The sequence below is a fragment of the Streptomyces sp. NPDC057099 genome, assembly GCF_042671245.1.
GTDB lineage: Bacteria > Actinomycetota > Actinomycetes > Streptomycetales > Streptomycetaceae > Streptomyces > Streptomyces purpurascens.
Genome location: NZ_JBHUTX010000002.1, coordinates 33030 through 59483, shown reverse-complemented (window position 1 = coordinate 59483; position 26454 = coordinate 33030). Strand labels below are relative to the sequence as shown.

The 26454-nt window shown below is 71.8% G+C and carries 30 protein-coding genes; 12 read left to right on the top strand and 18 right to left on the bottom strand.

All coding sequences use genetic code 11. From position 1 onward, the window contains the following. Window positions 1-3 precede the first annotated feature (3 nt). Entirely contained in the window at window positions 4-1065 is a 1062-nt protein-coding gene (locus ACFT4A_RS02765; protein WP_382825325.1) for an N-acetylmuramoyl-L-alanine amidase, read from the bottom strand. Window positions 1066-1314: 249 nt separating this feature from the next. On the opposite strand from ACFT4A_RS02765, the gene ACFT4A_RS02760 reads away from it, so the two are divergent. Further along, entirely contained in the window at window positions 1315-2790 is a 1476-nt protein-coding gene (locus tag ACFT4A_RS02760; RefSeq protein WP_382825324.1) for a hypothetical protein, read from the top strand. Here the strand turns inward: ACFT4A_RS02760 and ACFT4A_RS02755 are convergent. Beyond that, complete coding sequence (locus ACFT4A_RS02755) at window positions 2680-3669, bottom strand: LysR family transcriptional regulator (protein ID WP_382825323.1); 990 nt, start codon at window positions 3667-3669, stop codon at window positions 2680-2682. The genes ACFT4A_RS02760 and ACFT4A_RS02755 overlap by 111 nt on opposite strands. Before the next feature lie 117 nt (window positions 3670-3786). Between ACFT4A_RS02755 and ACFT4A_RS02750 the strand changes: the two genes are divergently transcribed. The 3 genes from ACFT4A_RS02750 to ACFT4A_RS02740 are packed head-to-tail and all read left to right on the top strand — an operon-like array spanning window position 3787 to window position 5713. Further along, window positions 3787-4452, top strand: a complete 666-nt coding sequence (locus ACFT4A_RS02750) for an RraA family protein (protein ID WP_382825321.1) — start codon at window positions 3787-3789, stop codon at window positions 4450-4452. Then, window positions 4449-5105: an RraA family protein gene (locus ACFT4A_RS02745; RefSeq protein ID WP_382825319.1), complete on the top strand. Its 657-nt coding sequence runs from the start codon at window positions 4449-4451 to the stop codon at window positions 5103-5105. Before ACFT4A_RS02750 ends, ACFT4A_RS02745 begins: the two co-directional genes overlap by 4 nt. Beyond that, window positions 5102-5713, top strand: coding sequence for an RraA family protein (locus tag ACFT4A_RS02740; RefSeq protein ID WP_382825317.1), 612 nt, complete (start codon window positions 5102-5104; stop codon window positions 5711-5713). The genes ACFT4A_RS02745 and ACFT4A_RS02740 overlap by 4 nt, the downstream gene beginning before the upstream one ends. 28 nt (window positions 5714-5741) lie before the next feature. Here the strand turns inward: ACFT4A_RS02740 and ACFT4A_RS02735 are convergent, their stop codons facing one another. The 7 genes from ACFT4A_RS02735 to ACFT4A_RS02705 form a co-directional block, all read right to left on the bottom strand. Continuing rightward, window positions 5742-6545 carry an alpha/beta fold hydrolase gene (locus ACFT4A_RS02735; RefSeq protein ID WP_382825315.1) on the bottom strand — a complete coding sequence of 268 codons (804 nt, stop codon included), beginning with the start codon at window positions 6543-6545 and terminating at the stop codon, window positions 5742-5744. A gap of 98 nt (window positions 6546-6643) precedes the next feature. Continuing rightward, the gene (locus ACFT4A_RS02730; RefSeq protein ID WP_382825314.1) at window positions 6644-7918 is read right to left on the bottom strand and encodes a phosphatase PAP2 family protein; all 1275 of its coding nucleotides are present in this window, start codon (window positions 7916-7918) and stop codon (window positions 6644-6646) included. Between the two features lie 203 nt (window positions 7919-8121). Then, entirely contained in the window at window positions 8122-9207 is a 1086-nt protein-coding gene (locus tag ACFT4A_RS02725) for a tartrate dehydrogenase (RefSeq protein ID WP_382825313.1), read from the bottom strand. A 106-nt stretch (window positions 9208-9313) separates the two neighbouring features. Continuing rightward, window positions 9314-10243 carry a LysR family transcriptional regulator gene (locus ACFT4A_RS02720; protein ID WP_382825312.1) on the bottom strand — a complete coding sequence of 310 codons (930 nt, stop codon included), beginning with the start codon at window positions 10241-10243 and terminating at the stop codon, window positions 9314-9316. Between the two features lie 37 nt (window positions 10244-10280). Beyond that, the gene (locus ACFT4A_RS02715) at window positions 10281-11441 is read right to left on the bottom strand and encodes a glycerate kinase (protein ID WP_382825311.1); all 1161 of its coding nucleotides are present in this window, start codon (window positions 11439-11441) and stop codon (window positions 10281-10283) included. Then, window positions 11441-12853, bottom strand: a complete 1413-nt coding sequence (gene dctA / locus ACFT4A_RS02710; RefSeq protein WP_382825310.1) for a C4-dicarboxylate transporter DctA — start codon at window positions 12851-12853, stop codon at window positions 11441-11443. The genes ACFT4A_RS02715 and dctA overlap by 1 nt, the downstream gene beginning before the upstream one ends. Window positions 12854-13020: 167 nt before the next feature. Next, window positions 13021-13893: a helix-turn-helix domain-containing protein gene (locus ACFT4A_RS02705; RefSeq protein ID WP_382825308.1), complete on the bottom strand. Its 873-nt coding sequence runs from the start codon at window positions 13891-13893 to the stop codon at window positions 13021-13023. Between the two features lie 183 nt (window positions 13894-14076). Between ACFT4A_RS02705 and ACFT4A_RS02700 the strand changes: the two genes are divergently transcribed. The 5 genes from ACFT4A_RS02700 (at window position 14077) to ACFT4A_RS02680 (ending at window position 17964) form a co-directional block, all read left to right on the top strand. Further along, window positions 14077-15093, top strand: a complete 1017-nt coding sequence (locus ACFT4A_RS02700; RefSeq protein ID WP_382825307.1) for a zinc-dependent alcohol dehydrogenase family protein — start codon at window positions 14077-14079, stop codon at window positions 15091-15093. 63 nt (window positions 15094-15156) lie between these two features. After that, a complete protein-coding gene (locus ACFT4A_RS02695) occupies window positions 15157-15822 on the top strand; it encodes an SDR family NAD(P)-dependent oxidoreductase (RefSeq protein ID WP_382825306.1) in 666 nt (221 codons plus the stop codon). A gap of 17 nt (window positions 15823-15839) precedes the next feature. Next, window positions 15840-16358 carry a cyclophilin-like fold protein gene (locus ACFT4A_RS02690; protein ID WP_382825304.1) on the top strand — a complete coding sequence of 173 codons (519 nt, stop codon included), beginning with the start codon at window positions 15840-15842 and terminating at the stop codon, window positions 16356-16358. Window positions 16359-16407: 49 nt separating this feature from the next. Further along, window positions 16408-17175, top strand: a complete 768-nt coding sequence (locus ACFT4A_RS02685; protein WP_382825303.1) for an SDR family NAD(P)-dependent oxidoreductase — start codon at window positions 16408-16410, stop codon at window positions 17173-17175. 63 nt (window positions 17176-17238) lie between these two features. Then, window positions 17239-17964, top strand: a complete 726-nt coding sequence (locus ACFT4A_RS02680; protein WP_382825302.1) for a GntR family transcriptional regulator — start codon at window positions 17239-17241, stop codon at window positions 17962-17964. Window positions 17965-18024: 60 nt separating this feature from the next. On the opposite strand, the gene ACFT4A_RS02675 is transcribed toward ACFT4A_RS02680, so the two are convergent. The 7 genes from ACFT4A_RS02675 to ACFT4A_RS02645 all read right to left on the bottom strand — a co-directional run bounded on the left by ACFT4A_RS02675 (window position 18025) and on the right by ACFT4A_RS02645 (window position 22745). Further along, window positions 18025-18678 (bottom strand): DUF3105 domain-containing protein, encoded by a 654-nt coding sequence (locus ACFT4A_RS02675; RefSeq protein ID WP_382825300.1) that lies wholly within the window; start codon window positions 18676-18678, stop codon window positions 18025-18027. A 108-nt stretch (window positions 18679-18786) separates the two neighbouring features. Then, complete coding sequence (locus ACFT4A_RS02670) at window positions 18787-19179, bottom strand: hypothetical protein (RefSeq protein ID WP_382825299.1); 393 nt, start codon at window positions 19177-19179, stop codon at window positions 18787-18789. 41 nt (window positions 19180-19220) lie between these two features. Further along, window positions 19221-19889 carry a DsbA family protein gene (locus tag ACFT4A_RS02665; protein WP_382825297.1) on the bottom strand — a complete coding sequence of 223 codons (669 nt, stop codon included), beginning with the start codon at window positions 19887-19889 and terminating at the stop codon, window positions 19221-19223. 178 nt (window positions 19890-20067) lie between these two features. Further along, complete coding sequence (locus tag ACFT4A_RS02660) at window positions 20068-20763, bottom strand: hypothetical protein (protein WP_382825295.1); 696 nt, start codon at window positions 20761-20763, stop codon at window positions 20068-20070. A gap of 52 nt (window positions 20764-20815) precedes the next feature. Further along, the gene (locus ACFT4A_RS02655) at window positions 20816-21418 is read right to left on the bottom strand and encodes a response regulator (RefSeq protein ID WP_382825293.1); all 603 of its coding nucleotides are present in this window, start codon (window positions 21416-21418) and stop codon (window positions 20816-20818) included. After that, entirely contained in the window at window positions 21415-22530 is a 1116-nt protein-coding gene (locus tag ACFT4A_RS02650) for a sensor histidine kinase (protein WP_382825291.1), read from the bottom strand. The genes ACFT4A_RS02655 and ACFT4A_RS02650 overlap by 4 nt, the downstream gene beginning before the upstream one ends. Beyond that, complete coding sequence (locus ACFT4A_RS02645) at window positions 22527-22745, bottom strand: hypothetical protein (protein WP_382825289.1); 219 nt, start codon at window positions 22743-22745, stop codon at window positions 22527-22529. Before ACFT4A_RS02645 ends, ACFT4A_RS02650 begins: the two co-directional genes overlap by 4 nt. Before the next feature lie 164 nt (window positions 22746-22909). On the opposite strand from ACFT4A_RS02645, the gene ACFT4A_RS02640 reads away from it, so the two are divergent. Together ACFT4A_RS02640 and ACFT4A_RS02635 are read left to right on the top strand one after the other, a co-directional pair. Further along, window positions 22910-23794, top strand: a complete 885-nt coding sequence (locus ACFT4A_RS02640) for an ABC transporter ATP-binding protein (protein WP_382825287.1) — start codon at window positions 22910-22912, stop codon at window positions 23792-23794. A gap of 60 nt (window positions 23795-23854) precedes the next feature. Next, the gene (locus ACFT4A_RS02635) at window positions 23855-24574 is read left to right on the top strand and encodes an ABC transporter permease (protein WP_382825286.1); all 720 of its coding nucleotides are present in this window, start codon (window positions 23855-23857) and stop codon (window positions 24572-24574) included. Between the two features lie 33 nt (window positions 24575-24607). Here ACFT4A_RS02635 and ACFT4A_RS02630 read toward each other — a convergent pair whose 3' ends face one another. Both ACFT4A_RS02630 and ACFT4A_RS02625 read right to left on the bottom strand, forming a co-directional pair. Beyond that, a complete protein-coding gene (locus tag ACFT4A_RS02630; RefSeq protein WP_382825285.1) occupies window positions 24608-24970 on the bottom strand; it encodes a GntR family transcriptional regulator in 363 nt (120 codons plus the stop codon). 1 nt (window position 24971) lies between these two features. After that, on the bottom strand, window positions 24972-25724 hold the full coding sequence (locus tag ACFT4A_RS02625; protein WP_382825940.1) for a DUF1648 domain-containing protein: 753 nt from the start codon (window positions 25722-25724) through the stop codon (window positions 24972-24974). Between the two features lie 151 nt (window positions 25725-25875). On the opposite strand from ACFT4A_RS02625, the gene ACFT4A_RS02620 reads away from it, so the two are divergent. Next, the gene (locus ACFT4A_RS02620) at window positions 25876-26397 is read left to right on the top strand and encodes a DUF4232 domain-containing protein (RefSeq protein ID WP_382825284.1); all 522 of its coding nucleotides are present in this window, start codon (window positions 25876-25878) and stop codon (window positions 26395-26397) included. Window positions 26398-26454 lie beyond the last annotated feature (57 nt).

The window sequence follows — 26454 nt, the reverse complement described above, 5'->3', positions numbered from 1 at the left end:
GTCTCAGGCCTCCGTCCACACCAGCACGGTCAGCACCGCGTTCGCGACGGTGACGGGCACCGCGGCCTGGCTCAGCAGCCGCACCCGCATGCTGCGCCCCGACGCGAGCCGCTTCGTCAGCGGCAGGACCACGAAGGAACCGCCCCCGGTCCCGGTAATCTCGTGGATCGGGTGGTCCGCGCGGTGCTCGTCGCCCTCGTACTCCGACATGCGCGCCTGCACGACCGCGCCCGCCGGCAGACCGTCGATCTGGAGGCTGACGGTCCCGCTGAACCGGGCCGGGCCACGGGCGAACACGCTTCCGCCGGTGGCGTGGTGGCCGGTCTCGTCGGTCCACTCCTCGGTGAACTCGACCGAGTCCCAGGCGCCGGGCGCGAGGGCGTACTCCCCGGCGACACCTAAGTTGACGTACTGGGGCATGGGGTCCTCTCCTTCCCACCGGCCCGCCGGGAGGGCCAGGGCGTCGGCGACATCACGGCGGAAGTCGGCCATGTCGAATCCGCGCGGGTCGACCTTCCAGTCGCTCCATTCCAGGTGCCCGATCGCGCTCTTGTGGCCCCAGCCGTGCGCACGGCAGACCGCGGCGGTGGCCTTGACCATGGCGACGTACTGTTCGCCGGGCCACGGGTCCTTGCCGTCGCCCTTGTTCTCGCACTCCCAGCCGTAGAACCGGGCGTTGCCGTCGACCGCGCCGGCCGAGCCGTCGTGCTCGTGCGTCGCCGGCGGGTACGTGCCGTACGACTCGCCGATGACGGCGTTCAGTACGTCACCGTCGCCGCCGCCGGCGTGGTTGGCCCGGCCGTTGCCGGTCAGATGGACGACACCGTCCTTGGTGATGCACCCGGTGGCGAGCGGACCGGGCAGGGCGCTGTGGCCGTGGTAGATCAACTCGACGACGTCCGTGCTCGGCCCGGTGACGGTGTGATGGATCATCACACCGTGTACGGGGCCCCAAGGACCCTTGTGATTGCGGTTGTTGGTGCGCCAGCCGCCGACCTCGTGGACGGCGCAGCCCTCGGCCTTCAACGCGGCGACGAGCCGGGCGGCGGTGAGTGGTGTGGCCATGCGTCGGTCCTCCGTTTCGGCGCGCTCGCACCGGTCCGAAGACTGCGGGCCCGGCGGCGGAGCGTGCCTGCGGAACGCTTCGCCCGAATCTGCCCTGGAAACTCGCCAGGCCCTCATTCACCATTGTTCCGCCGCTTGCCCCCTCGCTCACCTCGCCGTACACCCGCACACAAATTCGGCGGGATTACGCCCCTGCCGCGGCAGGCGGGGCAGGGGCACTGTCAGTGGCCCGGCGTAGGGTCCGCTGCCATGAGCCTCCCCGCCGTCGAGGAGTCCTGGGTCCGCATAGACACCTGGCTGACCCGACACGCTCCCCTCACCCACGCCACCCTGCGCCCGCCGACGGCCCGGGCCGACATCGAGGCGGCCGTACACACGCTGGGCGTGCGTTTCCCTCCCGACCAGGTGGCGTCGCGGCCCTCGTTGCCCCACGTCCTGGCCGACTTCGCGGATGCTCTGGAACAGGGCCTGCCGTTCTTCGGGCGTCTCCCCCTCGCCGTGGACGGAAGGCTGCTGTGGGAGGAGGAGAGGACCGTGCCCGCCGACCCGGTCTCCCCGCTCGGTCACGCCGGTGCGCTCGCCGAGCCGGAGTCGGACCCGCCCTCCCCTCGGAGCCCGGTCTTTCCGGATCAGGGCGAGAGCGGCGTACCGGCACCCGTGCGGGGCGGCGGCGAGAGGGGGACGCAACGGCTCTTCTTCGTCCGCACCGGCCGCCCGCGTCGCGAACCGCTCCCGGATCAGCCGGACGTGGCGTTCGCCGCGGGTCTGACAGCGGCCGAGATGCTGCGCCGAATCGGCGCGATTCACGCCACCGTCCGGCCGCGCGACCGCCGGCAGGCCCAGCGGGCGGTGGAGTCGGCGTGGGCCGGGCACCGGCCCCTGGTCCGTGCGGGCGCCGTCGGCGGATGGGCGTACGCCACGATCGAGGGCGGGGCCGCGCAGTTCGCCCGGCCCGAGGTGCTGCGCGCCCTGTCCGCCGGTACGCGGGTGGTGGTCCTGACCAGGCAGGGTCCCGAGGTCGCTCTCGCCTTCGCGGAGGACGGCGTGCCGGGCCCTGAGGAGGACACCCGGCGCGTCATGTCACCACGGGAGGGCAATCACATCGGCGGACCGTGGGCGCGGCGCCTCGGTGTGGACCTCTGGCCCGGATCCACCGCCGCCTACACCGACTTCCTGGCCGTCCTGGAAGAGGAGTTCGGGATCGCCTACGACCCGGACGAGGAGGGGCCGACGGAGCTGACCAGCGCTCTGGTGCTGCCCCTCCTGGAGGACCCGCAGGAGCGTGAACCCGAGGCGTGCGTACGGGACTTCGACCTGGCCGGGCTGGTGGAGCGCACCCCGCCGGGGCGACTGCGCACCGCCGTCGCGGCCCAGCTGGCCCGGCTGGCGGCCGAGACGCACCTCGACGCCCACCCGGAGGTGACCGAGGCCCTCGACCGGATCCGGCACGGCCTGCCGGTCGACTGCGACCAGGACGATCCCCTGGCCCTGCGGATGCGGACCCTGGTCGCGGAGGTCCACGCGACCAGGACGATGCTGTCCGGCGGCGAGAGCGGCCCCGTGTCCGAGGAGGACCTCACCGCATGGGTCGCGCGCGGCGACGCCGCCGACGCGCTACGGGCCTTCCTCCGGCTCCCCTTGCCCGTCGCCGCCGAGGCGGTCCTCCAGCGGCGGGTCTCCCTCCGCTGGCGGGACGAACTCGCCGCCGACCTGGGCGGCACCTGAGCCGGCGGCGTGGCGCAGGAACTCCTCCACCAGCGGCTCGTGCCCGCCGTCCCGTGAGACCAGGGAGAGTTCGACGATGTCGGCGCTGTCGCTGAGGGGCCGGTAGGCGATCGGGCCCTGGATCGAGCGGACCGCCACATTCGGCACGAGGGTGACGCCGAGGCCGCAGGCCACCATCGCCAGCTGGGTCAGGATGGAGTTGGCGACGTGCCGTGCCTCCGGGGTGAAGCCGGCCCTGCGGCAGGTCGCCATGAGCTGGTCGTGGTAGTCGGGGGACGCCTCGCGGCGCAGCCACACCCAGGGCTCGTCCGCGAAGCCGGAGAGGTCGACCGGGTCCGTGGGGTCCCCGGTCAGCGGATGCCCGTCCGGCAGCGCGATCACGAACTGGTCGTGCCGCCAGGGCCGTACGCGCAGGCCGCGTACCGGTGCGCTCGGCCGGATGACGGCCAGGTCGATCTCGTGCCGGGCGACGGCCTCCTGCCCCTCCCCCGTGTCGACCTCCGTGAGGTGCAGATCGACCCGGGGCCGGGCGTCCCGGAAGGCCGACAGGGTGCCCAGCAGCGGCTCGCTCAGCGCCGAGGTCACCACGCCGATCCGCAGCGTGCCCACCAGACCGGCCTCGGCCTGGGTCGCCACCTCGTGGGCGTGCCGGGCGGCGGCGACCAGTCTGCGGCACTCCTCGGCGAACGCGCGGCCGGTCTCGGTCAGCCGTACCCTGCGTTCACCGCGGTCGAAGAGCCGCACGCCCAGCTGCCGTTCGAGCTGGAGGATGGCCTGGCTGAGGGGCGGCTGGGACATCCGCAGCTGCTCGGCAGCGCGGCCGAAGTGGAGCGTCTCCGCGACGGCGAGGAAGTAGCGGGCCTGACGGACCTCGATCATGAATCGCTCCCCATCGCGTCGCTTCCTGTGAGTCGCCCTCCATCAGTCGCTGCGCATATCGATGACAGAGGAAATCAGACCTTCAGTATATGGAGGCCCGTTGTTTGACTGGGGTGCATGACTGCTGGAGATTCCCTGTTGGACCGGTTCGCGGCGCTGGACAGCGCCACCGTGTCCGATGCCCTCGACGCCTGCGGGCTCCCTCCCGGCCAGGGCGGTCTGCGCCCGATGTGGGGCACGCCCAAGGTGGCCGGATTCGCGCGGACCATCGCGCTGGAACCCCTGACCGGCGAGCACGGCGGCTCCCACATCCTCACGGACGCGATCGCCGAGGCCGGTCCCGAGGACCTCGTCGTGGTCGCGAACGGCGGCCGTACGGACGTGTCGTCGTGGGGCGGCATCGTCAGCGTCGGCGCCTCGGCGCGCGGCGTCCGCGGTGTGGTCACGGACGGTGCGTGCCGGGACGTGGCGCAGGCGCGTGAGCTGGGTTTCCCGGTGTTCGCGCGCGCCCAGGTGCCGGTGACCGCGCGCGGCCGGCTGCGGCAGCGATCCTCGGGTGAGCCGGTCCCGCTGGGAGGGGTGACCGTCGGCCCCGGTGACGTGGTGCTGGCGGACGAGGGCGGCGTCGTGGTCGTCCCGCGCGAGCGCGCCGCCGAGGTACTGGAGGCGGCCCGACGCCTCGCGGACCGCGAGGCGGCCATCGAGGCCGAGGTACGGGCCGGTGTCCCGCTGCCGGACGCGATGCGCGACGCCCGCCTGGCCGGAACGGAGGCCACCCGATGAGCGACCTCGTCACGCGACTGCGCGCACTGCCCACCGCCGCGCTCTCCGACGCCCTCGACCGGATCGGCGTCGAGGGCGCCCTGCACGGCCTGTCCCCTCTCTCCGACGGCTTCCGGGCGGCCGGCCCGGCCTTCACCGTCCGCTACGCCCCGGTCGACGAGTCCGGCGCGGGCACGGTCGGCGACTTCCTCGACGACGTCCCGCCCGGGTCGGTCGTCGTCATCGGCAACGACGGCCGTACCGACGTCACCGTCTGGGGCGGCATCATGACCGGACTCGCCGCCCACCGGGGCATCGCCGGCACGGTGATCGACGGGGTGTGCCGGGATGTGTCGGCGTCCCTCGCGCAGGGCTACCCGCTCTTCAGCCGGGGCCGGTTCATGCGCACCGGCAAGGACCGGGTGCGGCTGGTGTCGGTCGGCGAGCCGGTGACCGTGAGCGGTGTCGAGGTCCTCCCCGGCGCGCTGGTGTGCGCCGACGCCGACGGCGTGGTCGTCGTACCGGCCGCAGAGGCCGAGCGCGTCGCCGGGATCGCCGAGCGCATCGAGCACGTCGAGGCCGGGATCGTCGACGCCGCGCGCCGGGGCGGCACCCTGCGCGAGGCCCGCGAGCGGTTCGGCTACCACTCGCTCCAGACGAGGAGCCGGTCATGACGGACGCGGCGCGCGGTCACGGCACCGCCACCCTCTACGAGGCGTCCGCCAGGGCCGCCCACGCCTGCGATCCCGCCCTGCGCGCCGCCTGGCCGGGAGCCAGGGTGGCCGGGCCGGCGTTCACCGTGCAGGGGGTGGGCGGCGACAACCTCGCCCTGCACCGGGCGGTGGCCGAGGCCCCGCCGGGCAGTGTCCTCGTGGCCGACCTGCAGGGCGCCCGGCACGGGCACTGGGGCGAGATCCTCGCGGTCGCCGCCCAGCGGCGCGGCATCCGCGGCCTGGTCGTCGAGGGCGGGGTACGGGACACGGCCGAACAGGCGGAGCTGGACTTCCCGGTCTTCGCCCGGCACATCACCGTCGTCGGCACGGGCAAGGACCACCCCGGCCGGTTCGGCGCCCCCGTCCGCGTGGGGGACGTCGTCGTACGGCCCGGTGACCTCGTCGTCGGCGACGCGGACGGCGTCGTGGTCGTACCGGCCGGGGCCGTGCCGGGGACGCTCGACCGGGCCGATGCCCGCGTGCTGGACGAGCGGCGGGCCCTCGAAGCCATCCGCGCGGGTATGACGACGCTGGAGTACTACGGCCTGCCCGCCGGGCCCGGCGCCTGACGGAACGGCGCTGCGGGCCCGGCTCGGTTCATCGAGGGGCGCGGGCCTGGAAGCCGGCGATCCGCTCCCACATCGCGACAGGGTTGGAGTACATCGGCCAGTGGCCGCTGTGGGGGATCTCGGCCAGTTCGACACCGTGCGCGGCGAGTTCCTTCAGGTACGACAGGGAGGAGTTCTGCTCGCCGTACAGGAACATGCGCGGGAAGGGCAGGGCGAGGAACGTGGTCAGCAGGTCGCCGTGGTCGGACAGGTCGACCATCGACTCGAAGATGCCGCGGACCGCGCCGGGCCGGACCTTGTGGCGGACACTCGCCGCGTACAGGGCGGCGCCGGACTCCGGTGAGCTGCGCACCCGTTCGGTGAAGTCGGCGAGGAAGCTCTCCGGGTCGTCCGAGGGGTGCGTGATGATCTGCCGGCTCAGAAAGCAGTCCTCGGGGGCCACGTTGCCCTCGATGTCGACGAAGCTGAGGACCCGGTCGGGCTCCTGGTGGGCGAGCAGCAGGGCGGTCAGGCCGCCCATCGAGTGGCCGACGAGGTGGAACCGTTCGATCCCCTGCCGCGCCAGGACCGCCTGGGCGGTCTTCACGAGGAACGGGATCGAGATCCTCGACAGATCCGCGCACCGGCTCTCGCCGCAGCCCGGCGCGTCGTAGGCGAGGAAGGGCCGTCCGGCGAAAGCGGGGTGGACGTCGAGGTCGGCGTAGTCCTCCTTGGTGGAGCCGAAGCCGTGCAGGAAGACGACGGGGTCGCCGTCCCCGGTCCGGCGGACGGCGGCGACACTCAGATCCACGCCGTCCACCCGCAGGTCGAGGCGTTCGTTCAGCACTGCCATGCCGTCGAGTCCACCAGACGCCGTCGATAGACACAAAGTCTGACTTCGACTCCCAGCGATATGGACAGCCTCTTGGCCGACGCCCCTCGCGGCCGTGCTCAGACCATTTCGGGCTGCGGCTCCGGCCGGGGCACCGGGGCCGTCTTCGGCTCCCACACCCTGGTGGTCCGTATGTAGCCGTAGATCACCGAGGCCATCGCCAGCAGGAGAAGCGGTCCGAATATCCGCGGATGCGCGGCCATCTCCACCGGCAGATAGCGGTAGGAGACCAGGAGCGCGCCGAACACCGTCGTGCCGTAGGCGACCAGCTGGATGCCCGACCGGTCCCAGCCGCGTGCCTGAGCGCGCAGGCCTGCCTCGATGGTGAGCGTGAACACCACGCCGGCGACGAGGTCGACGCCGTAGTGGTAGCCGAAGCCGAGCGTCGCGGTGAGCGTGGCGATCAGCCAGAACGTGCCCCCGTAGCGCAGCAGGCGCGGGCCACGGCGGGAGTGGAGGTAGATCGCGACGGCCCAGGCCGTGTGCAGGCTGGGCATGCAGTTGCGCGGGGTGATCCCGTCGAACGGCATCGCCTGCGGGGCGCCGATCGGCGGCGGCAGGTCGGGCCAGAGGTTGGCCAGCGCCCAGTGGCCGCCGTCGGCACCGTAGGCGTAGACCGGCCCGACCACCGGGAAGATCATGTAGATGCCCGGCCCGAGGAGGCCGATCACCAGGAACGTGCGCACCAGATGATGCTTCGGGAAGCCGCGCTCGGCCGCCACGTTGCGCAGCTGGTACAGCGCGACGACGACCGCGCCCACCGCGAGCTGCGCGTAGACGACGTCGAGCAGCCCGATACCGACCGGGCCGGTCGCCGTGACGAGACGGCCCACCAGCCAGGAGGGGTTGCCGAGCGCGTGGTCGGCGGACGCCAGGTACTGGTCGAGAACCGTCGGCTGGGTCTTCGACGTGATGAGCAGCCAGGTGTCACCGGTCTTACGGCCGGCCACCAGCAGCAGGCCGAGCCCGACGCCCTTCAGCAGCAGCACCCGCTCCGCGCCGGTGCGGCGTGTGACGGCCATGACCGCGATGCCCAGGATCACCCACAACGCGCCGTTGCCGAAGGGGTGACCTTCGGCCAGGAAGGGGGCGCCGATCGCCCACCGCACCAACTGGAAGACGGCGTCGATGCCGACCGCGATGCCGACCGCGATGAACCGTTGCCGCCGGTTGAGGACGATCAGCGCCATGGCCAGGCAGGCATACAGCAACCAGCCCGATTTGGGAGGAAGTATCACCTCTTGCACCTGGCAGGTGATCGGCCCCGGCATTCCGTAGCGACGCGCGGCGATCTCCAGCGCGATGAGGAAGCCGAGGGTGATCACCCCCGCCATGGCCCATAGCAGCACGCGCGGTTGACGCCATGCGGCGAACGTCGTCCTGCTGCCTATTCGCGCGAACAACCGCGATGCCATGGGTATCAATTTTTTAGTCTGTTTTCCGGTGAAGAAGGACTATGAGGGCGCTCGTCACAAGCTCGAACATGCTAGCGGAGCGATGCGGATGAGTCTCGCGATTACGGGTGATTCGAGCCGACTCAGATGGTCAGGGCATCGATCAGGGCCTTGGTGACGTCCTCCGTGGCGGCGGTGCCGCCGACATCGCGGGTGAGGATGCCCGCTGCCGTGGTCGCCTCGATCGCCTTCTTCAGCCGGGCCGCCTGGTCCGGCAGGCCGAAGTGCTCCAGCATCAGGGCCGCGCTGCCGACCGCGCCGATCGGGTTGGCCAGGCCCTGGCCCGCGATGTCCGGGGCGGAGCCGTGCACCGGCTCGAACATGCTCGGGAAGCGGCGCTCCGGGTTGAGGTTGGCGCTGGCCGCGAGGCCCAGGCTGCCGGCCAGGGCACTGCCGAGGTCGGAGAGGATGTCGGCGTTCAGGTTCGACGCGACGACCACCGACAGGTCCTCGGGGCGCAGGACGAACTTCGCGGACATGGCGTCGACGAGGACGCTCTCGGTCTCCACGTCCGGGTAGTCGGCGGCGACCCGCCGGAAGACGTCGTCCCAGAGGACCATGCCGTACTGCTGGGCGTTGCTCTTGGTCACCGACGACACCTTGCGACGGCTGCGGGTGCGGGCCAGGTCGAAGGCGAAGCGCATGATGCGTTCGCAGCCGACCTCGGTGAACAGGGCCGACTGCACGGCGACTTCGCCGCCGGGCCCGCGACCGCCGAGGTTGCGTCCGCCGAGCCCGGCGTACTCGCCCTCGCTGTTCTCCCGGACGACGACCCAGTCCAGCTCGGTGTCGTCGGCCTTGCGCAGCGGGCTGACGACTCCCGGCAGGAAGTGCACGGGGCGGACGTTGGCCCACTGGTCGAAGCTCTGGCAGATCTTCAGGCGCAGGCCCCACAGGCTGATGTGGTCGGGGACGGTGGGCCAGCCGACGGCACCGAAGTAGATCGCGTCGAAGTCCTTGAGCCGGTCGAGCCCGTCCTCGTCCATCATCCGGCCGGTGCGCTCGTAATACCCGCAGCCCCAGGGGAACTCCTCCCACTCGAACGCGAAGGCTCCGCCGGAGTCCGCGGCCAGGGCGTCCAGGACGGTCCGCCCGGCGGCGACGACCTCCTTGCCCACGCCGTCGGCGGGAATGGCGGCGATACGGAACGTGCGGGGTGCGGTGGTCATGGGTGCCTCCGGCTCGCTGTGACGGGATCGGTTGCGAGTCAACACAGGGCGGTCGTACGGCGTCCAAGACCTGGTTCCGATGCGACGTATAGGCGCCGCCGATGGGTCACGCGTCAGGCGTCGGGGGTGGCCCGCCGGTGCCGTGTGCCGCGCGGCGCCGGGCGAGCGATTCGGTGAGTGCGAGGAAGGCGCGCGCGGCCGGCGTGAGATGCGCGGGCAGGCTGACCATCGCCACGTGGAGGTGAGCGGTCGGCTCGATGGGCGCGACCACGGCACCGCAGCGGCGGGCCAGCCGGGTCCAGGAGGACGGCAGGACCGCGACACCCACCCCGGTGAGGACCAGCGGCAGGATCGAGGTGCGGTGGTCCACGACCGTCACGATCTCCGTGCCGGTGCCGCCCGTGGTGATGTCGTCGACGATGCTGCGCATCAGGCTGCCGGTGCGGGAGGCGATGAGTTTCTGCCCGGCGAGGTCCCCGGGCCGGATGGTGACGTCGTCCTCGATCGCCCCGCCCGGGGCGGCGACGACCACGAACGGCTGGTCCTCGACGTGCAGGACGTCCAGCCCGGCCGGCTGCACCGGGGTGGCGCTGCCCAGCAGCCCCAGTTCGCACGCCCCGCTGCGGACCAGGGACAGCACCTCGTCCGGGGTGAAGGCGGCCTGGGTGCTCACCGTCACCGACGGATGCAGCTCGGCGAAGCGGTGGACGAGGGTCGTCAGCGGTTCGATGCCGGGCGAGGGCATGGTGGCGACCTCGACCGTGCCGCCGTGCAGCCCGGCGAGCGCGGCGGCGGTGTCCCGTACGGCGGTCAGATCACGCAGCACTCGCCTGCTCGGCTCCAGCAGCTCCTGGCCCGCGTCGCTCAGTACGACGCCCCGGCCCACCCGGTGGAAGAGGGCCACCCCGAGGTCGGCCTCCAGGTTCGCCATCGCCTGGGACAGCGAGGGCTGGGCGACGTGCAGGGCGGCGGCGGCCTTGCTGAAGCCGCCGTGCTCGACGATGGCGAGGAAGTACTCCAGTTGCCGGGCGTCCACGGTGCCTCCCCGCTCTGTCCTGGTGCGACAGGCGAGCCTACCTGGCGGTTTCCGCTCTCTCCCGTCCCTCTCGTATGAGCCGGCGCTCGGCGAGTGCGCGCCCGCACCGCTCGAGCAGTCGCGCGGACAAGTCGCTGTCGTGCGCGCAGTCCTGGTCGGTGAGGTCCGTCAGGGCCTGGACGGAACGGAAGTGGGCGGCGGTCCGCTCGGCGGGCAGCGTGCAGCGGCCGGCCACCGCGTGCACCTCCGTGCCGTACCGGCGGGCCCGCCGGGCGAGCGCGACCGGCAGCTTGCCCGACAGCGACTGCTCGTCGAGGCTGCCCTCACCGGTGACGACGAAGTCGCTCGCGGCGAGCAGCTCGTCGGCTCCGAGCAGGGTGAGGAAGTAGTCCGCCCCGGAGCACACGCGCCCGCCCAGCAGCATCCCGGCGTATCCGAGCCCGCCGGCCGCTCCGGCGCCTCGCGTCTCCGCGCGTCGCGCGGCGTCCGGGACGCCCGCCGCCGCCAGCCGGCGCACGAACCCGGCGAGGGCGTCGTCCAGTTCTCGTACTTCTGCCGCGCTCGCCCCCTTCTGTGGTCCGTAGACGGCGGCGGCGCCCGTCGGCCCGAGCAGCGGGTTGTCCACGTCGGTGGCAAGCACGAGGTCGACGCCCTTCAGGGCGGCACGGGCTTCGGTGAGGTCGACGGTGCGGAGGTCGGCCAGTCCGCCACCGCCCGGGCCGATCGGTGTGCCGTCCGCTCGGGCGAGCACCGCGCCGAGGGACCGCAGCAGGCCCGCGCCGCCGTCGGTGGTCGCGACGCCGCCGAGCGCGAGGACGATCGTGTCGGCGGCGCCCTCCAGCGCGTACCGGATCGCCTCGCCGACGCCGTGGCTCGTGGCCGTGAGCGGCGCTTTCCGCCCGCCCGGCAGGACGCCGAGTCCGCAGACGGCCGCGGCTTCGACGAGGACGGTACGGCCGTGTACCGCGAGGCCGGCGGTGACGGGCTGCCCGGTCGGGCCGGTCGCCACGATGTCCTCGCGTCGGAACCGGCCCGCGCAGGCGGCGGCCACGCTGCCCTCTCCGCCGTCGGCCAACGGCAGCCGGTCGACCCGCGTGTCCGGGGCCGCTGCCAGCAACCCGCGCTCCAGAGCGAGGGCCACCTCGTCGGCGCCGAGGGAGCCCTTGAACTTGTCCGGGGCGATCAGGACGGACGCCATCAGGGCGTCACCTCGGCGGGTTCGACGGGGGTGCGCTGCACGGGGGCGGGCGCACCGGCCGGGCCGTCCGCACCCTCGGGCTCCGCGGTCGCCGGTGGCTCTCCGGCCTTGCCGGCGAGGACCTCGCGAGCCCTGGCCAGGTCCAGTCCGTTCTCCCATTTGGCGACGAACAGGGTGGCGACGGCGTTGCCGAAGAAGTTCACCAGCGCCCGGCACTCCGACATGAACTTGTCGATGCCGAAGATGAGCATGATGCCCGCGGCCGGGACGGAACCGACCGTCGACAGCGTCGCGGTGAGTGCGATGAAGCCGCCGCCCGCGACACCCGCAGCGCCCTTGGACGTCAGCAGCATGACGGCCAGCAGCCCGAGTTGCTGCCCGAGGGAGAGGGACGTGTCGGTGGCCTGGGCGATGTAGAGGGTGGCCAGTGAGAGGTAGATGGCCGCGCCGTCGAGGTTGAAGCTGTAGCCGGTCGGCACGACCAGTCCGACCGTGGACCGCTCGGCCCCCATGAACTGCAGCTTGCGCATCAGCCCGGGCAGCGCGGGCTCGGCGGTCGAGGTGCCGAGGATCAGCCAGAACTCCTCCTTGAAGTAGCGGAAGAGCTGGAAGATGTTCAGCCGCACGTACAGCGCGAGCACTCCGCCGAGCACGACCACGACGAACAGCGCGGAGGTGACGTAGAAGAGGAGGATCAGCGAGCCGAGGCTGGTCAGCGTGGACAGGCCGAACTTCCCGATGGCGTACGACATCGCGCCGAAGGCGCCCAGCGGTGCGGCCTTCATGACGAACGACAGGACCTTGAAGACGACCTCGGTCAGCCGTCCCACCGCCGCGATGATCGGCTCGCCCGTCTTCCCCACCATCTTCAGCGCGATGCCGAAGACGACGGCCAGGAAGATCACCTGGAGGATGTCGCCCTCGACGAACGGGCCGAAGAAGCTGTCCGGCACGATGTTGGTGAGGAACTCCCACCAGTGCTGGTGTTCGCCCTGGTCGATGTACTGGCCCGCGTCGCCCGAGGCCTTGAGCGTCGACGGGTCGGCGTGCACACCGTCGCCGAGCCGGAAGATGTTGATCGCCACCAGCCCGGTCAGCAGGGCGACGATCGTGCCGACCTGGAAGTAGGTCAGCGCCTTGATGCCGGTCCGGCCGACCTTCTTCAGATCGGCGACTCCGGCGATGCCGCCGATGATCGTCAGAAACACGATCGGGCCGATCAGCATCTTCATCGCGGTGATGAACGTGGTGCCGATCGGCTCCATGTCGGTGGCAAGATCCGGCCATCGCCAGCCCAGCACGATGCCGATCACGATCGCCACCAGCACCTGTACGTACAACTGCCGGTACCACGGCGTCGCCGCGATGCGCACGGCTTGCTCGGCTCGCTCGTTGCCCGGGGTATGCGTCATTGCAGCCTCCCTGATCGCGCGACACCGAGCCCGATCGGTCCGCGCCAGCTTGCGCCACAGTGAACCGGGGCGCAGCTCAGGGGGTCCACGACCAAAAATCGATGCCCCGTATAGGCGGTGCCTATCTGTGCGCCTGCGCCTTCTGAACAGTTGGCCGGGCGGTGCCGTCAGACGGCGGGTGGTTGTGAGGCGGACAGGTCCTGGTCGGTGGCCCAGGAGGCGAGGATGCGCAGGCGTTCGTGGGTCGGGGAGCCGGGGGCGGCGGTCCAGACGGTCAGGTGCTGGTCGGGGTCGGTGTTGGCGGTGAGGGTGTCCCAGTCGAGGACGAGTTCGCCGACGACCGGATGGGCGAGGGTCTTGGTGCCGACGGTGCGGGCGGCGACGCGATGGTCTCCCCACCACTGGGCGAACTGCTGGTCGCGCAGGGACAGTTCGCCGACCAGCTCGATCAGACGCGGGTCCTCGGGATACTTCGCGGCCTCCATCCGCAGCTGGGCCACGGAGATGTGCGCGGAGGTCTCCCAGTCGGCGTACAGGGTGCGCATGGCCGGATCCGTGAAGATGATCCGCGGGTAGTTGCGGTGCTTCTCCGGGATGCGGGAGAAGTCGGTGACCAGGGCGGCGGCCAGCGCGTTCCAGGCGAGGACGTCCCCGCGTCGGCCCTGCACGACGGCCGGGGTGGCGGTGAGGTCGTCCAGGACCCGCTGCAGTTGCGGCTGGACCGTCTGCCGGCCGCGGCGCCGGGTGCGGGTGGTGGTCTTGCCCGCGAGCTGGAAGAGGTAGCCCCGCTCGTCGTCGTCCAGGTGGAGGACGCGTGCGAGGACGTCCAGCACGGGTGCCGACGCCTGCATACGGCCCTGTTCGAGGCGGGTGTAGTAGTCGGTGCTGATGCTGGCGAGCTGGGCGACCTCCTCGCGGCGCAGCCCGGTCACCCTGCGGGGCCTGCCGGTCTCGGGCAGGCCGACCGTGCGGGGGCTCAGCTCCGAGCGGCGCTTCTTGAGGAATTCTCCCAGCTCATTGAGGGGGACGTTGCCGGTCATGCTTCCCAGAATGACATCGATCGCGCCCGGGGAAGGGGGGAGAAATCACTCCCAGGATGTTCCTCTCCCGGGATGGATTTCTCCGCTTTTCGCGCACGCCCCGCGGTGTGAGGCTCGACCGTGAGCAGCCGTGCCCGACCCCGGCTGCGGCACGTAGATCCTCGTAGCAAGGAAGGTCCCCCCATGCGCGGAGCAGTCATCCACTCCCCCGGCGACGTGCGCTTCGAGGAGCTGGACGACCCGAAGATCCTCAACCCCACCGACGCGATCATCCGCACGGTCGCCACCTGTGTGTGCGGGTCCGACCTGTGGCCCTACCGCGGCCTGGAGCCCGTCACCGAGCCCCATCCGATGGGGCACGAGTACGTCGGCATCGTCGAGGAGGTGGGCAGCGAGGTCACCTCCGCCCGGCCGGGACAGTTCGTCGTCGGCTCCTTCGCCACCTCGGACAACACCTGCGCGAACTGCCGTAACGGCTGGCAGTCCAGCTGTCTGCACCGCGAGTTCATGAGCACCTGCCAGGCCGACCACATCCGGATCCCCAACGCCCACGGCACCCTCGTCGCCACCGACGGTCACCCGGACGCCGCGCTGGTGCCCAGCCTCCTCGCCGTCTCCGACGTGATGGGCACGGGCTGGTACGCCGCCCTCGCCGCCGAGGTGAAGCCCGGCTCGACGGCCGTGGTGGTCGGGGACGGGGCGGTCGGTCTGTGCGGTGTCATCGCGGCCAAGGAACTCGGCGCGGAAAGGATCATCGCCATGAGCCGTCATGAGGCGCGCCAGGAGCTCGCCCGGGAGTTCGGCGCCACGGACATCGTCGGCGAACGCGGCGAGGAAGGCATCGCCCGCGTCAAGGACCTCACCGGCGGTATCGGCGCCGACTCGGTGCTGGAGTGCGTCGGCACCCCCGAGGCCATGCGGCAGGCCCTGCACTCCGCCCGGCCCGGCGGCAACGTGGGCTTCGTCGGCGTACCGCACGAGGTGCGGGTCGACGGTGAGGAACTGTTCTTCTCCCACGTCGGCCTGCGCGGCGGGCCCGCCCCCGTACGCCGCTATCTGCCCGACCTGATCGACCGGGTCCTCTCCGGCCGGATCGATCCGGGCAAGGTCTTCGACCTCACCCTGCCCCTGGAACAGGTCGCCGAGGGGTACAGGGCGATGGACGAGCGCCGCGCCGTCAAGGCCCTCCTCAAGCCCTGACCCGCACGCCCCGCCGAAGGACTCGACAAGCCCTGACCCGTACGCCCCACCGGAGGACTCCACATGACCACCTTTGCCCTCGTCGGCGCCGGCCCCGGCCTCGGACTCGCCACCGCCCGCCGCTTCGGAACCGCCGGCCACACCGTGGCCCTCGTCTCCCGCGACGCCCGGAAGCTGGAGGAGCTGACCGCCGAACTGGCCCGCGACGGTATCCGGGCCCGCGGCTTCGCCGCCGACGTCCTGGACCCCGCTTCCCTCACCACGGCCCTTCGGGAGGCCTCCGAGACGCTGGGGCCGATCGAGATCCTCCAGTACAGCCCCGTGCCCCGCGCCGACTTCATGAAGCCGGTCCTCGACACGAGCGCCGACGACCTCGAAGCGCCCCTGTCCTTCTCCGTCAAGGGACCCGTCACCGCCGTCGACGCCGTGCTGCCCGGCATGCGCGCCCTCGGCCGCGGCACCCTGCTGTTCGTCAACGGCGGCAGCGCCGTACGCCCCCACCCCGACCGGGCCGGCACCTCGGTCGCCTTCGCCGCGGAGAGCGCCTACGCGCGCATGCTGCACGAGGCGCTCGCCCCGGAGAACATCCACGCCGCCCAGCTGATCATCCCGGGCGCCATCCGGCCCGACGCCGAGCACAGCAGCCCCGAGGTCCTGGCCCGGCGCCTGTACGACCTCCACACGGAGCGCGACGGCTTCCGGCACTACGCCGAGCCGCTGCCCGACTGAGCTCCCGGACGGCATCCATGACCCCGGCCGCCCTCGCCCGTGCCGTACCGGCCGCCGCCCTGCTCCTGGCTTTGACCGCCTGCGCCCAGGACACGCGGGAGCCGGCCGGCCCCGCGTCGCCCGCACCGCGCCGACGGACGGCGACAGGACCCGCACCCACCCCGCCCACCGGCAGGACCACCACCGTGAACATCCGGCTCACCCTCGACGGCCATCCGGTCGACGCCACCCTGAACGACGGCACCGCCGCCCGCGACTTCGCCGCGCTGCTTCCCCTCACCCTGGACCTGAGCGACTTCCACGGCACCGAACGGATCGCCGACCTGCCCCGCAGGCTCGACACCTCCGGCGCGCCGGACGCGGCCCGGGCCAGGGCCGGTGACCTGGCGTACTACGCGCCCTGGGGCAATCTCGCCCTCTACTACCGCGACGGCGGCTCCAGCGACTCCGGCCTGGTCGTCCTCGGCCACCTCGCCGACGGCGCCACCGAGCGCCTCGCCACCGCGGAGCACATCACCGTCGAAGCCGCCGCCTGACCGGCCCTCCCCAGGAGAACGGGAGAACTGGAGAACGGGAGAACACCTCATGAACCCCACCTACGACTTCACCGGCCAGGTCGCCCTCGTCACCGGGGCCGGCTCCGGCATGGGCCTGGCCACCGCCCGCGCCTTCGCCGAGTCCGGTGCCGCCGTCGCCCTCACCGACGTCGACGAAGCCGCGCTCGACGCGGCCGCGAAGGAACTCACCGCCGCCGGCCACCACGTCCTCGCCCTCCCCTGCGACGTCACCGACGAGGACCAGGTCGCGGCCGCCGTCGACCGCACCGTCGAGACCTTCGGCCGTCTGGACATGGCCTACAACAACGCCGGTGTCCAGATCCCGCCGAGCGACGCCGCCGACGAACCCGCCGAACGGTTCGACCGCGTCAACGCCATCAACCTCCGCGGCGTCTGGGCCGCCATGAAGCACGAGCTGCGGCACATGCGCGCCCAGGGCAGCGGGGCCGTCGTCAACTGCTCCTCCCTCGGCGGCCTCGTCGGCCTGCCCGGCCGTGCCTCCTACCACGCCTCCAAGCACGGCGTCATCGGCCTGACCACCAGCGCCGCCCTCGAGTACGCCCCGCGCGGCATCCGCGTCAACGCCGTCTGCCCCGGCGCCATCGACACCCCCATGGTCAGCGACATGATCGCCAAGGGAGAACTCGACCGCGCCGAAGCCGAGGCCGGCCAGCCCGTCAACCGGCTCGGCACCGCCGACGAGATCGCCCAGGCCGTGCTGTGGCTGTGCAGCCCGGGAGCCGGCTTCGTCGTCGGCGTCGCCCTTCCCGTCGACGGCGGCTACGTCGCCCGATAGCCCCGCCCTCGCCCCGCTAGGCTGTATACAGCACGATGTGCGGTCCGGCGACGAGGGAGTGCCATGGTCCGGGCGACCGGCAAGAGCGAAGCGGTGTACGAGCGGCTGAAGGGTGACATCGAGTCGCTGCGTCTGCGCCCCGGGGCGAAGCTGAGCGAGATCCAGCTCGGGGAGGAACTGGGGGCGTCCCGCACCCCGGTGCGCGAGGCGATCCGGCGACTGGCCCGTGAGGGGCTCGTCGACTTCGTGCCGGGCGAGGTGGCCCGGGTGGCGGGGATCTCGCTGGGCGGGGTGCGCGCCCTGTTCGACTTCCGGATGCTGCTGGAGCCGGAGGCGGCCGCTTCGGTCGCGACGGCGGGCACGGCCCGTGAGCAGACCCTCGCGCCGTTCCGGGAACTCCTGGAGCGGCTGGACGAGTTCGACACCTCCTTCCGGGCACTGAACGCGGCCGAGCAGGAACGGGGCTACCAGGGTTTCTACGAGCTGACCGAGCGGTTCGACCAGGCGGTCATCGCGGCGTGCCGCAACCCCTACCTCGCCCGCACGATCGGCGACCTGCGCAGCCAGACCGTGCGGCTGCGACATCTGTCGCACAGCGGATCCCGGCGCATGCTGACGTCGCTGGAGGAGCACCGCGCCATGCTCAAGGCGATCACGCGGGGCGACGCACAGGCCGCGTCGGCGGCCTGCCGTCACCATCTGGCGCAGACGCTGCAGGCCCTCATCGACAGCCTGACCGCACAGGACTTCGCCCTCGGCCGGGAGGTTCAGCTCGACATCGTCGGCTGACCCCCCTCCTCATCTGCTGTATACAAGGTTGGATGCCCGCGAGTTCACCACCATGGGCTGCTACTGGGTCAGTCCGTTCGCGCAGGCGGCGCCCGGCTCGGGCGTCTGCGAGCCCTGAACGTACTTGGTCAGGAACTGCTCGACCCGCGGGTCCGACGCCTTGTCCACGGTGAGCTGGTAGCCCCAGGCCGACAGCATGATCGTCCCGGACTGGTCGTCGACCGGACTCATCAGCGTGTAGGGGGTCCTGGAGACCTTGTCACCGAGCGCCTTGACGTCGGCGTCGGCGGCCTTGTCGTTGTACGTCACCCAGACCGCCCCGTGTTCGAGGGAGTGGACGGCGTTCTCCTTGCCTATGGCCTTGGTGTAGACGGTGCCGTCGCAGGTCATCCACGCCTGGTGGTGGTCGCCGCCGACGGGCGGGTTCATCGGGTAGTCGACGGCGGCCTGGACGTGCTCGCGGCCGAGCTTCTTGGCGTCCCAGGTCTGCTCGCCGCGTACGGGCTTCTTCGCGGCGGCGGCCTGCTGCTCCTCCTTCTCGTCGGCCTTGTCGAGGGCGTAGGCGCCGAAGCCGGCCAGTCCGGCGACGATGACCGTGCTGAGCGTGATGGTGATGACGCGGTTGCGGCGCTCGCGGGATCTCTCGGCGCGGCGCATCTCCTCGATACGGGCCTTGCGGGTACCGGCGGCGGCCTTCTTGCTGGTCTTGCTCATGGCTGGGTGTCCTTCTTCCTTCGCGCCGTACGGCGGGCGGTGCGGGGCTGCTTGGATGTCTCGGGTCGCCGTGCGCTCGCGTGGGCGCACGGCGTGATGGCATCCGGCTCAGGTCCGCAGCACCTGAAGGACGTGAAGGTCGGGAGCGCCGCTCGCGGGAGGAGGCTGGGCGAGGAGCCCGGGGCTGCCCTGCCGCCTGGGGAGATCCGGCATGCGGGGCAGCAGCGCCGGCATCGGTTGCACGGGGGCCGCGAGCGCCCCGGCCGCCGGATGTACGGCCGAGGCACAGCACGCGTCCCCGGTCGGACAGTCGTCCGCATGCACGGCCGTGACGGCGTGATGCCCGGCCCGGTGGCCGCCGTCGACGCCGCCGTGTTCCGCGCACCCCAGGCACATCACCACCGCCGCGAGCAGGACGGCGAGGGCAGGACGGAGGACCCGGGCCCACGTGGTCCACCACGCTCCGCGGGGTCTGCGCTGCGTCAGCGTCCTGCTCGTCATCACGGTGATGTTAAGCGGCTTCCGGGGGTGCCGGGGCGGGGTCAGTCGCCGAGCCTGTCCTCGATGAGCGCCTTGAACTCCTCGTAGGAGGCGGGGGGTTGGATCCTGGTCCCGTCGACGAGGAAGGTCGGGGTGCCCTGGACGCCGAGGCCGAGGCCGTCGCGCTGGTCGGCCTGGATGCGTCCGGCCGTCTCCTTGTCGGCGAAGTCGGCGTCGAACTTCTTCATGTTCAGGCCGAGTTCCTCGGCGTAGCCGCGGAAGACGGGTGCCTTCCACTCCTGCGACTCGCCCCACTCCTTCTGCGTGGTGAAGAGCTTGGTGTACATGGCCTCGAACCTGCCCTGGCGGGCGGCGGCCTCGGCGGCGCGGGCGGCCGGCTCGGCGTTGCGGTGTCCGGGCATGGGGAAGTAGCGGGCGACGAAGGTGACCCGGTCGCCGTACTCCTCACGCAGCCGCTCGACGACCGGGTAGTACGCCCCGCACGCCTCACACTCGAAGTCGAGGAACTCGACGATCGTGAGCTCGCCGCGCTCCGGCTCGGTCAGCCGGTGGCTGGAGGCCCGGACGGGCAGCGCCTCGGCGGCGGGCCGCACGTCCGCCCCGGCGCTGCCGCCGTCGTCGGGCCTGAGCAGCAGGTAGGAGCCGAGGGCCGCGGCGAAACCGGCCACGAGGACGGCGGCGACGATCAGGTGTTTGTACGGTTTCTTCATGATTCCTCGGGGGGGAAGTGGTCGTGGTGGTGCGGGCCGACCAAGCAGGGGTTGTGGGCGGCGAGCGGGTCGCTTCCGCCGTCGCCGCGGTCGATCCGCCGGTCCGCGCGGCGTGCCGCGCGCCGGGCGGCCGTCCCGCCGCGTGCCCGTCAGGGCAGGCAGGGACCACCGATCGGCATCAGCCGAAAAGGGGCAGGACGAACGGGCCGCGGCGGTGACGTGGGGGCGCCCTGCCCTCGTTCAGCCGCACCAGCAGCGCCGACACCGGCGGAGCCGCGCTCTCGCGCACCGCGACCCGCGGGCCGTTGCCGTGGCGGCCGCTCAGCAGCGGCCACAGGAACAGCAGCAGACGTCGTACGACCGTCCAGAGCGTCCGGCTCTGCCACAGCAGCCGCTCGGTGAGGCCCAGCAGACGGGCGGCGAGCAGGAGCATGACCGCATGGCCGGCCAGCACCACCCCGGGCGGCGCACCGGCGACCGCGTCGTGTTCGACCAGCCGGGACAAGCCGCCGGAGCCACCCCGTTCCGCCACGGCCGCACACGCGCCGGGCAGGGAGTACGCGGTGTGACAGGCCAGTTGCGCGGCGGCGAGCACCGTCAGCACCTGGGTGTCCGTCAGCCTCCGCCGCGTCAGCACCGTCGCGCCCGGCACGGCCACCGCGGCCATCCCGGCCACGATGATCCACCGAGGAGCATGGCACCGCGCCAGCACGTGCCCGGCCAGCGGCAGCAGCACGCACAGCACGGCGAGCACACCCGCCCTGAGCCCGCGCAGCACGCCGGACGCCGGGGAGGCGAGTCCTCGCGGGCGGTGCGGTCGCATCAGGGCCGGGCCTTCGGGAGCGTCGGGCTGCGAGGGGCGGTTCCCCCGCACGCCTCGGCAGCGTACCGGGCCACTCCTGACGCCCCTCTGGCGGTGCCCGCCGCTACAGCCAGTCGTGCTCCCGGGCGTAACGCGCCGCTTCGTGCCGGGTCCGGGTCTGGGTCTTCTGCATGGCGTTCGAGAGGTAGTTGCGTACGGTGCCCTCCGCCAAGTGGAGGCGGGCGGCGATGTCGGCGACGGAATAGCCGTCGCGCGTGACGCGCAGGACGTCGATCTCCCGGTCGGTGAGGGGACAGTCGTCGACGACGGCGAGCGCGGAGACGTCCGGGTCGATCCAGCGCTTGCCGTCGTGCAGCGTGTTGATGACCGACGTGATGTGCGCGGGTTCCGCGGACTTGCTGACGAAGCCCTGGACGCCCAGTCTCAGGGCCTTGCGGAGCACTCCGGGCCTGGCATGGCGGGTCAGCATGAGGATCACCTGCTCCGGCCGGGCACGGCGGATCTCCGCGACAGCGCCCAGTCCGTCCACACCGGGCATCTCCAGATCGATCACGAGCACGTCGGGATGGTGCAGGAGTGTGGCCCGGACCGCCGATTCGCCGTCGTGCGCTTCGGCGAGCACGGTGATCTCGTCCTCCAGGCTCAGCAACGCCGCCAGCGCCTTGCGGAGCAGGGCCTCGTCGTCGGCGAGCACCACGGTGGTCATCGGTCGGCCCTCCCGTTCGAAAACGCCGCGGCCGTGAGGAAGCGCCCGTCCGTCTGCTCCACCGTCAGCTCACCGCCGTTGTCGCCCACCCGCTCCCTGAGCGTGGACAGTCCGCTGAGTCCGGACAGGGGAGCCGTCCCCGCGCCGTCGTTGACGATGGTGATGCCCGATTCCGCGAGAGTGATCCGCACCTGCGTGGCCTGTGCGTGGCGCAGGATGTTCGTCGTCGTCTCGCGCAGGACCTGGCCGAGCAGTTCGTTGACCCGCTCGTCGACGTCGGCCTCGCGGTCGACCCGCACGCGGATGCCCGCGGCTTCGAAGAGGTTCTTCGCGTTCTCCAGCTCCACGGACAGATTGAGCCGCCGCTGTGCGTACGCCAGCTCCTTGGTCTGGGTGATGGTGTCGCCGACCAGGGCGCGCACCTCCCGGAGTTCCTCCTCCACCCGCCCGATGTCACTGCGCACCAGCTTCTCGGCCAGCGCGATCTTCAGCTTGACCACATGCAGTGTGTGGCCCTGGATATCGTGCAGATCACTGGCGAAGCGCACGCGTTCCCGGACGACCGCCAGTTCAGCTTCACGTTCCCGTGACTGCTCCAGCTCCTCGACGAGGTCGTAGAAGACCTGCCCGGCGAACATGCCGCCGGTCACCACGACCATGACGCCTGCCGGGGTGAGGACATAGAGGAGCAGGGCCTCCGGCACATCCGCCGGTGCGACCAGCAGCCGGGCCGTGCCCACGGCGGCGACGAAGGCGATCAGTCCGACGGCGGCCACGACGCGGTGGCGCTGCAGCTTGGGCGCGTACAGCGGGCCCAGGACGGAGATGCCGTAGAACGCCGTATGGCCGCCCACGAACAGCACCCCGGCGATCCACACCAGCGCGGTGATGACCAGGCACGGGAGGACGAACCGCGGAATGCCGCTCGCCGTCCACCGCGCGGAGGCGACCAGCGCCGCGGCCACGCCCAGGCTCAGGATGACGGCGTCCCACCACGTCCGGGCGTCGACCGCCACCAGCAGGGTCCCGACGGAGGCGTTCACCGTGACCATCGTGGTGACGTTCAGCCGGCGCAGCCGCTCCCGCGCTCCCCCGCGGTCCGGCGACCTCACCGCCGAGTCCGCACGCTGAGCAGCGGGATCGCCGAGGCGCTCGCCACGGTGAGGGCCGCGGCCGTCCACATCAGCCACTGGTTGTTCTCGAGCCAGGACTCCATGGCGTCAGGGTAGAGACCGACGCCGAGGAGGTGGACGAGGAAAACCGCGCACACCAGGAGGAAGACGGCGATATTGGCCGTCAGCAGTATGCGCAGGGGTCTGGTGTCCATGTACGGCGCTCCGGGGTCGAACAGCAGAGTCTCCCCGCAGTGTTCTGCCTGCTCACGGGCGGCACCAGTGACACCACGTCATGGGTCCACCCCCCGAGATGTCACACCGCGACGATGACACCACGGCACTGCCGGACGAGCGTGACGTCGGCTGAGATCGACGCATGACCTCGACACCAGTCATCGACGTTGAACACCTCAACCTCAGCTACGGCGACTTCCACGCCGTGAAGGACCTGTCGTTCCAGGTGCGGAAGGGGGAGCTGTACGCGCTGCTCGGCACGAACGGGGCCGGCAAGACCTCGACCCTGGAGACCGTCGAAGGCCACCGCGCGGCCACCTCGGGCACCGTGCGGGTCTTCGGGCAGAGCCCCCGCGACCGCCGGTCCGTGCGGCCCAGGATGGGCATCATGCTCCAGGAGAGCGGGTTCTCCCCGGATCTGACGGTGAAGGAAACCGTCCGGATGATCGGTGCGCTCTCCCGGCGCGGGGACAGGGTCGAACGCGTCCTCGACGTCGTCGACCTCACGCACAAGGCCGGCACCAAGGTGTCCCAGCTCTCCGGCGGTGAGAAGCGGCGGCTGGACTTCGCCACGGCCGTGTACGGGAAGCCCGAGCTGATCTTCCTCGACGAGCCGACCACCGGTTTGGACATCCAGTCCCGGGACGCCCTGTGGGACGCCGTGGACAAACTGCGCGAAGACGGCTCCACCGTCGTGCTCACCACGCACTACCTGGAGGAGGCCCAGGCGCGCGCCGATCGTGTCGGGCTCATGCACAAGGGCGCCTTCCACCAGGAGGGGACCGTCGCCGAGCTGACGCGGACGCTGCCGGCCGTCATCCGCTTCTCGCTCCCGGCCGCCGCACCGGCGCTGCCGCTGCGGGCCACGCGTGTGAGTGACGGACGGTTCCTCGTCGAGACGTTCGGGCTGCAGGAGACCCTCTACGCCCTGCTCGACTGGGCGCACGCCAACGGGCTGGAGCTGCGGGACCTCGAAGCCGGGCCGACCCGGCTCGACGACGTCTTCCGCGCCATCGGCGACGACTAGCCCCTCCTCCCTCCCACGGTCACCCCTCCCCCGGCACCTCCCAGGAAAAGGCCCTTCACCATGCTTTCCATCGCTCTCGGCGAGCTGATCCAGATCTTCCGGAACCGGCTGGTTCTGGTCACCAGTTTGATCATGCCCACGGCGGTCAGCGCGTACTTCATCCGCCGGCACGAGGTCTTCGCGGACCTGGGCAGCCTCGGCTACATCGCGGCGGTGGTGGTGTTCACCGTAGGGGCGTTCGGGCTCTACACGACCACCGTGACCACTCTGGCCTCACGCCGTCAGAATCTCTTCCTCAAGCGGCTGCGCTCCACCCCGGCGGGCGACGCCGGCATCCTCTCCGGGCTGATGCTCCCGGTCACCGTCCTGTCGCTGGTCCAGGTGGTCGCGATTCTCGTGGTGCTGGCCTCGGTCGCCGGCGAACCGGCCAACGTCCCCCTCCTGGCGGCGGCGGTCCTCTCCACAGTCGTCATGATGCTCGGACTGGGACTGGCCACGGCCGGACTGACGAACTCCCCCGAGCACGCCCAGGTGACCACGCTGCCGGTCAGCCTCGGCACCATCGCCGTCGCCAGCTGGGTGGGGATCACCGGCACGGAGGAACTCACCCTGCTCAAGCGGCTGCTCCCCGGCGGCTCGGCCACCGAACTGGTCCTCAACGCCTGGAACGGCGGCGTCCCCGTCGCGGACTCCCTCCTCCTGCTGGCGCCCACACTGAGCTGGGTCGTCGTCGCCATCGCGCTGGCGTCCCGCCTGTTCCGCTGGGAGCCGCGCCGGTGAGCGGGAACGGGGGCAGGGGTGTCGGTACGGGGATCAGGCCTCACTTCCCCTGAGGCCGCTGCGTACGAGCCCGACCACCTCGTCCTCGGACAGGCCGAGGGCGTTCGCCTCGGACACCAGCGCACGCACCCGCTCCAGCAGGCGGGCGCGGGCCGGGGTGCCGGCGAGCACGACCGCCCCGCGCCCGCGGCGCAGCTCGATCAGCCCTTCGTCGCGCAGCCGTTGGTAGCCGCGGAGCACGGTGTGGAGATTGACCCCGAGTGATTCCGCGAGGGCGCGGGCCGACGGCAGCCGCTTCCCCGGGGCCACCTCGCCGTCGGCGATGGCCCGCCGTACCCGCGCGGCGATCTGGTCGCCGAGGGGGACGGCCGATCCCGGGTCGACGCGGATCAGCATGTCAGTGCGCCTTTCGCCGGGCGATCAGGGTGTTGAGCAGGGCGGCCGCGGTGGCCGCGTCGTCGACCGTGACGGCGAAGTCCCGCCCGCCCGCGCGGCGGACGAAGAGCGTCGGCCCGGAGCGCAGGATCACGCCCGAGGCACCGGGGCGGATCCGGTAGCCCCAGCCGCCGAAGTCGCCGAGGGCGTCGATCTCCCGGTGCGAGGCGCCGGTCATGGCCTCCAGCGGTACGCGGATCCGGGGCCATGGGAGCCGCCCGGGCGTCACGGTCAGCCCCTGGCGGCCCACGGTGACGTGCAGACGGGCGAAGCCGAGACAGAGGACGCCGCCCGCCAGAAGGGCGGCGACGCCCAGCGGCCCGGTGAACGGGAGCAGGGCGACGGCCGCGGTGGTCAGCACCAAGCCCGTGGCGGCGAGGGCGGCGCAGACGAGGGCGGTGGCGATCACCAGGTGCCACACGGGGAACCGGACAGCGGAAGTGTCCTCGTCCGCGGCCTGGTTGACCCACTGCACCGACACGAACAGCGAGCCCATGAACCCGGCGCCCGCATACGCGGTGACCAGGAGCCAGACGCTCCGGGCATGCACCCGAGCCATGAGCACGGCCATGGTCGCGCCGGTCAGGACGAGCAGCACCGTGCTCATCGCCAGGAACGCACCGGGCCCGGTGAACCCATCCGCTTCTCCGGTGAGCGAGAAGTGCGTTGCCATCCGGTCGGGGAGGTGACGGCGCGTCCCAGCGCACCGTTCCAGGCGCTCGGCGTCTTTGCTGGTCAGACCCTGTTCCAGCGTTCCGGCGTCCCGTCATCACCGCCGTTTGTGGCGGGCGGGACGGATCACGGAACAGGCTGCGGTCGTCCCAGCAACCCGCTGGACGACCCACCTCTGCACGATGGAGATCTCGATGCGTTCGCGCTTTGCCGCCCGCCCCGCCCGTCTCGCCCTGGCCGCCGTCGCGGCGGTCGCCCTCACTGCCACCGCGACCGCGACCGCGACCGCCGACAGCAAGAGCAGCGCCGCGCGGGCCTGCGTGACCAAGGACCTGACTTTCAAGCTCACCACGGAGACGCAGGCGGGTGGCTACTACCTCCTCACCGCCAAGGCCAAGTCGGGCGTCACCTGCTACCTGAAGGGTGTCTTCCCCTCCGCGTCCTTCGGCTCGGCCGCCGACACCGAGGTGGGACCGGCCGAGCACGCGGTCAGCGAGAACGTCGTCCTCTCCGGCTCCACCCGGGCCTACGCCGGCATCAACCCCAAGACCACCAACAACGACTTCGGCAAGGAGTTCGAGCGGATCCACCTGTCCGTCGCGGGCGACGAGGCCAACTCCATCAGTCTCGACCTCCCCGACACCGCCCTGGTCGACAGGCCCGTCGCCACCAACTGGCACGCCGACCCGGCCGACGCCGTCCCGTTCTCCGGCTGACGGATACACGGCTACAGCGCACACCCGTCTAGGTGACGACCACCGACGCGTACGCGG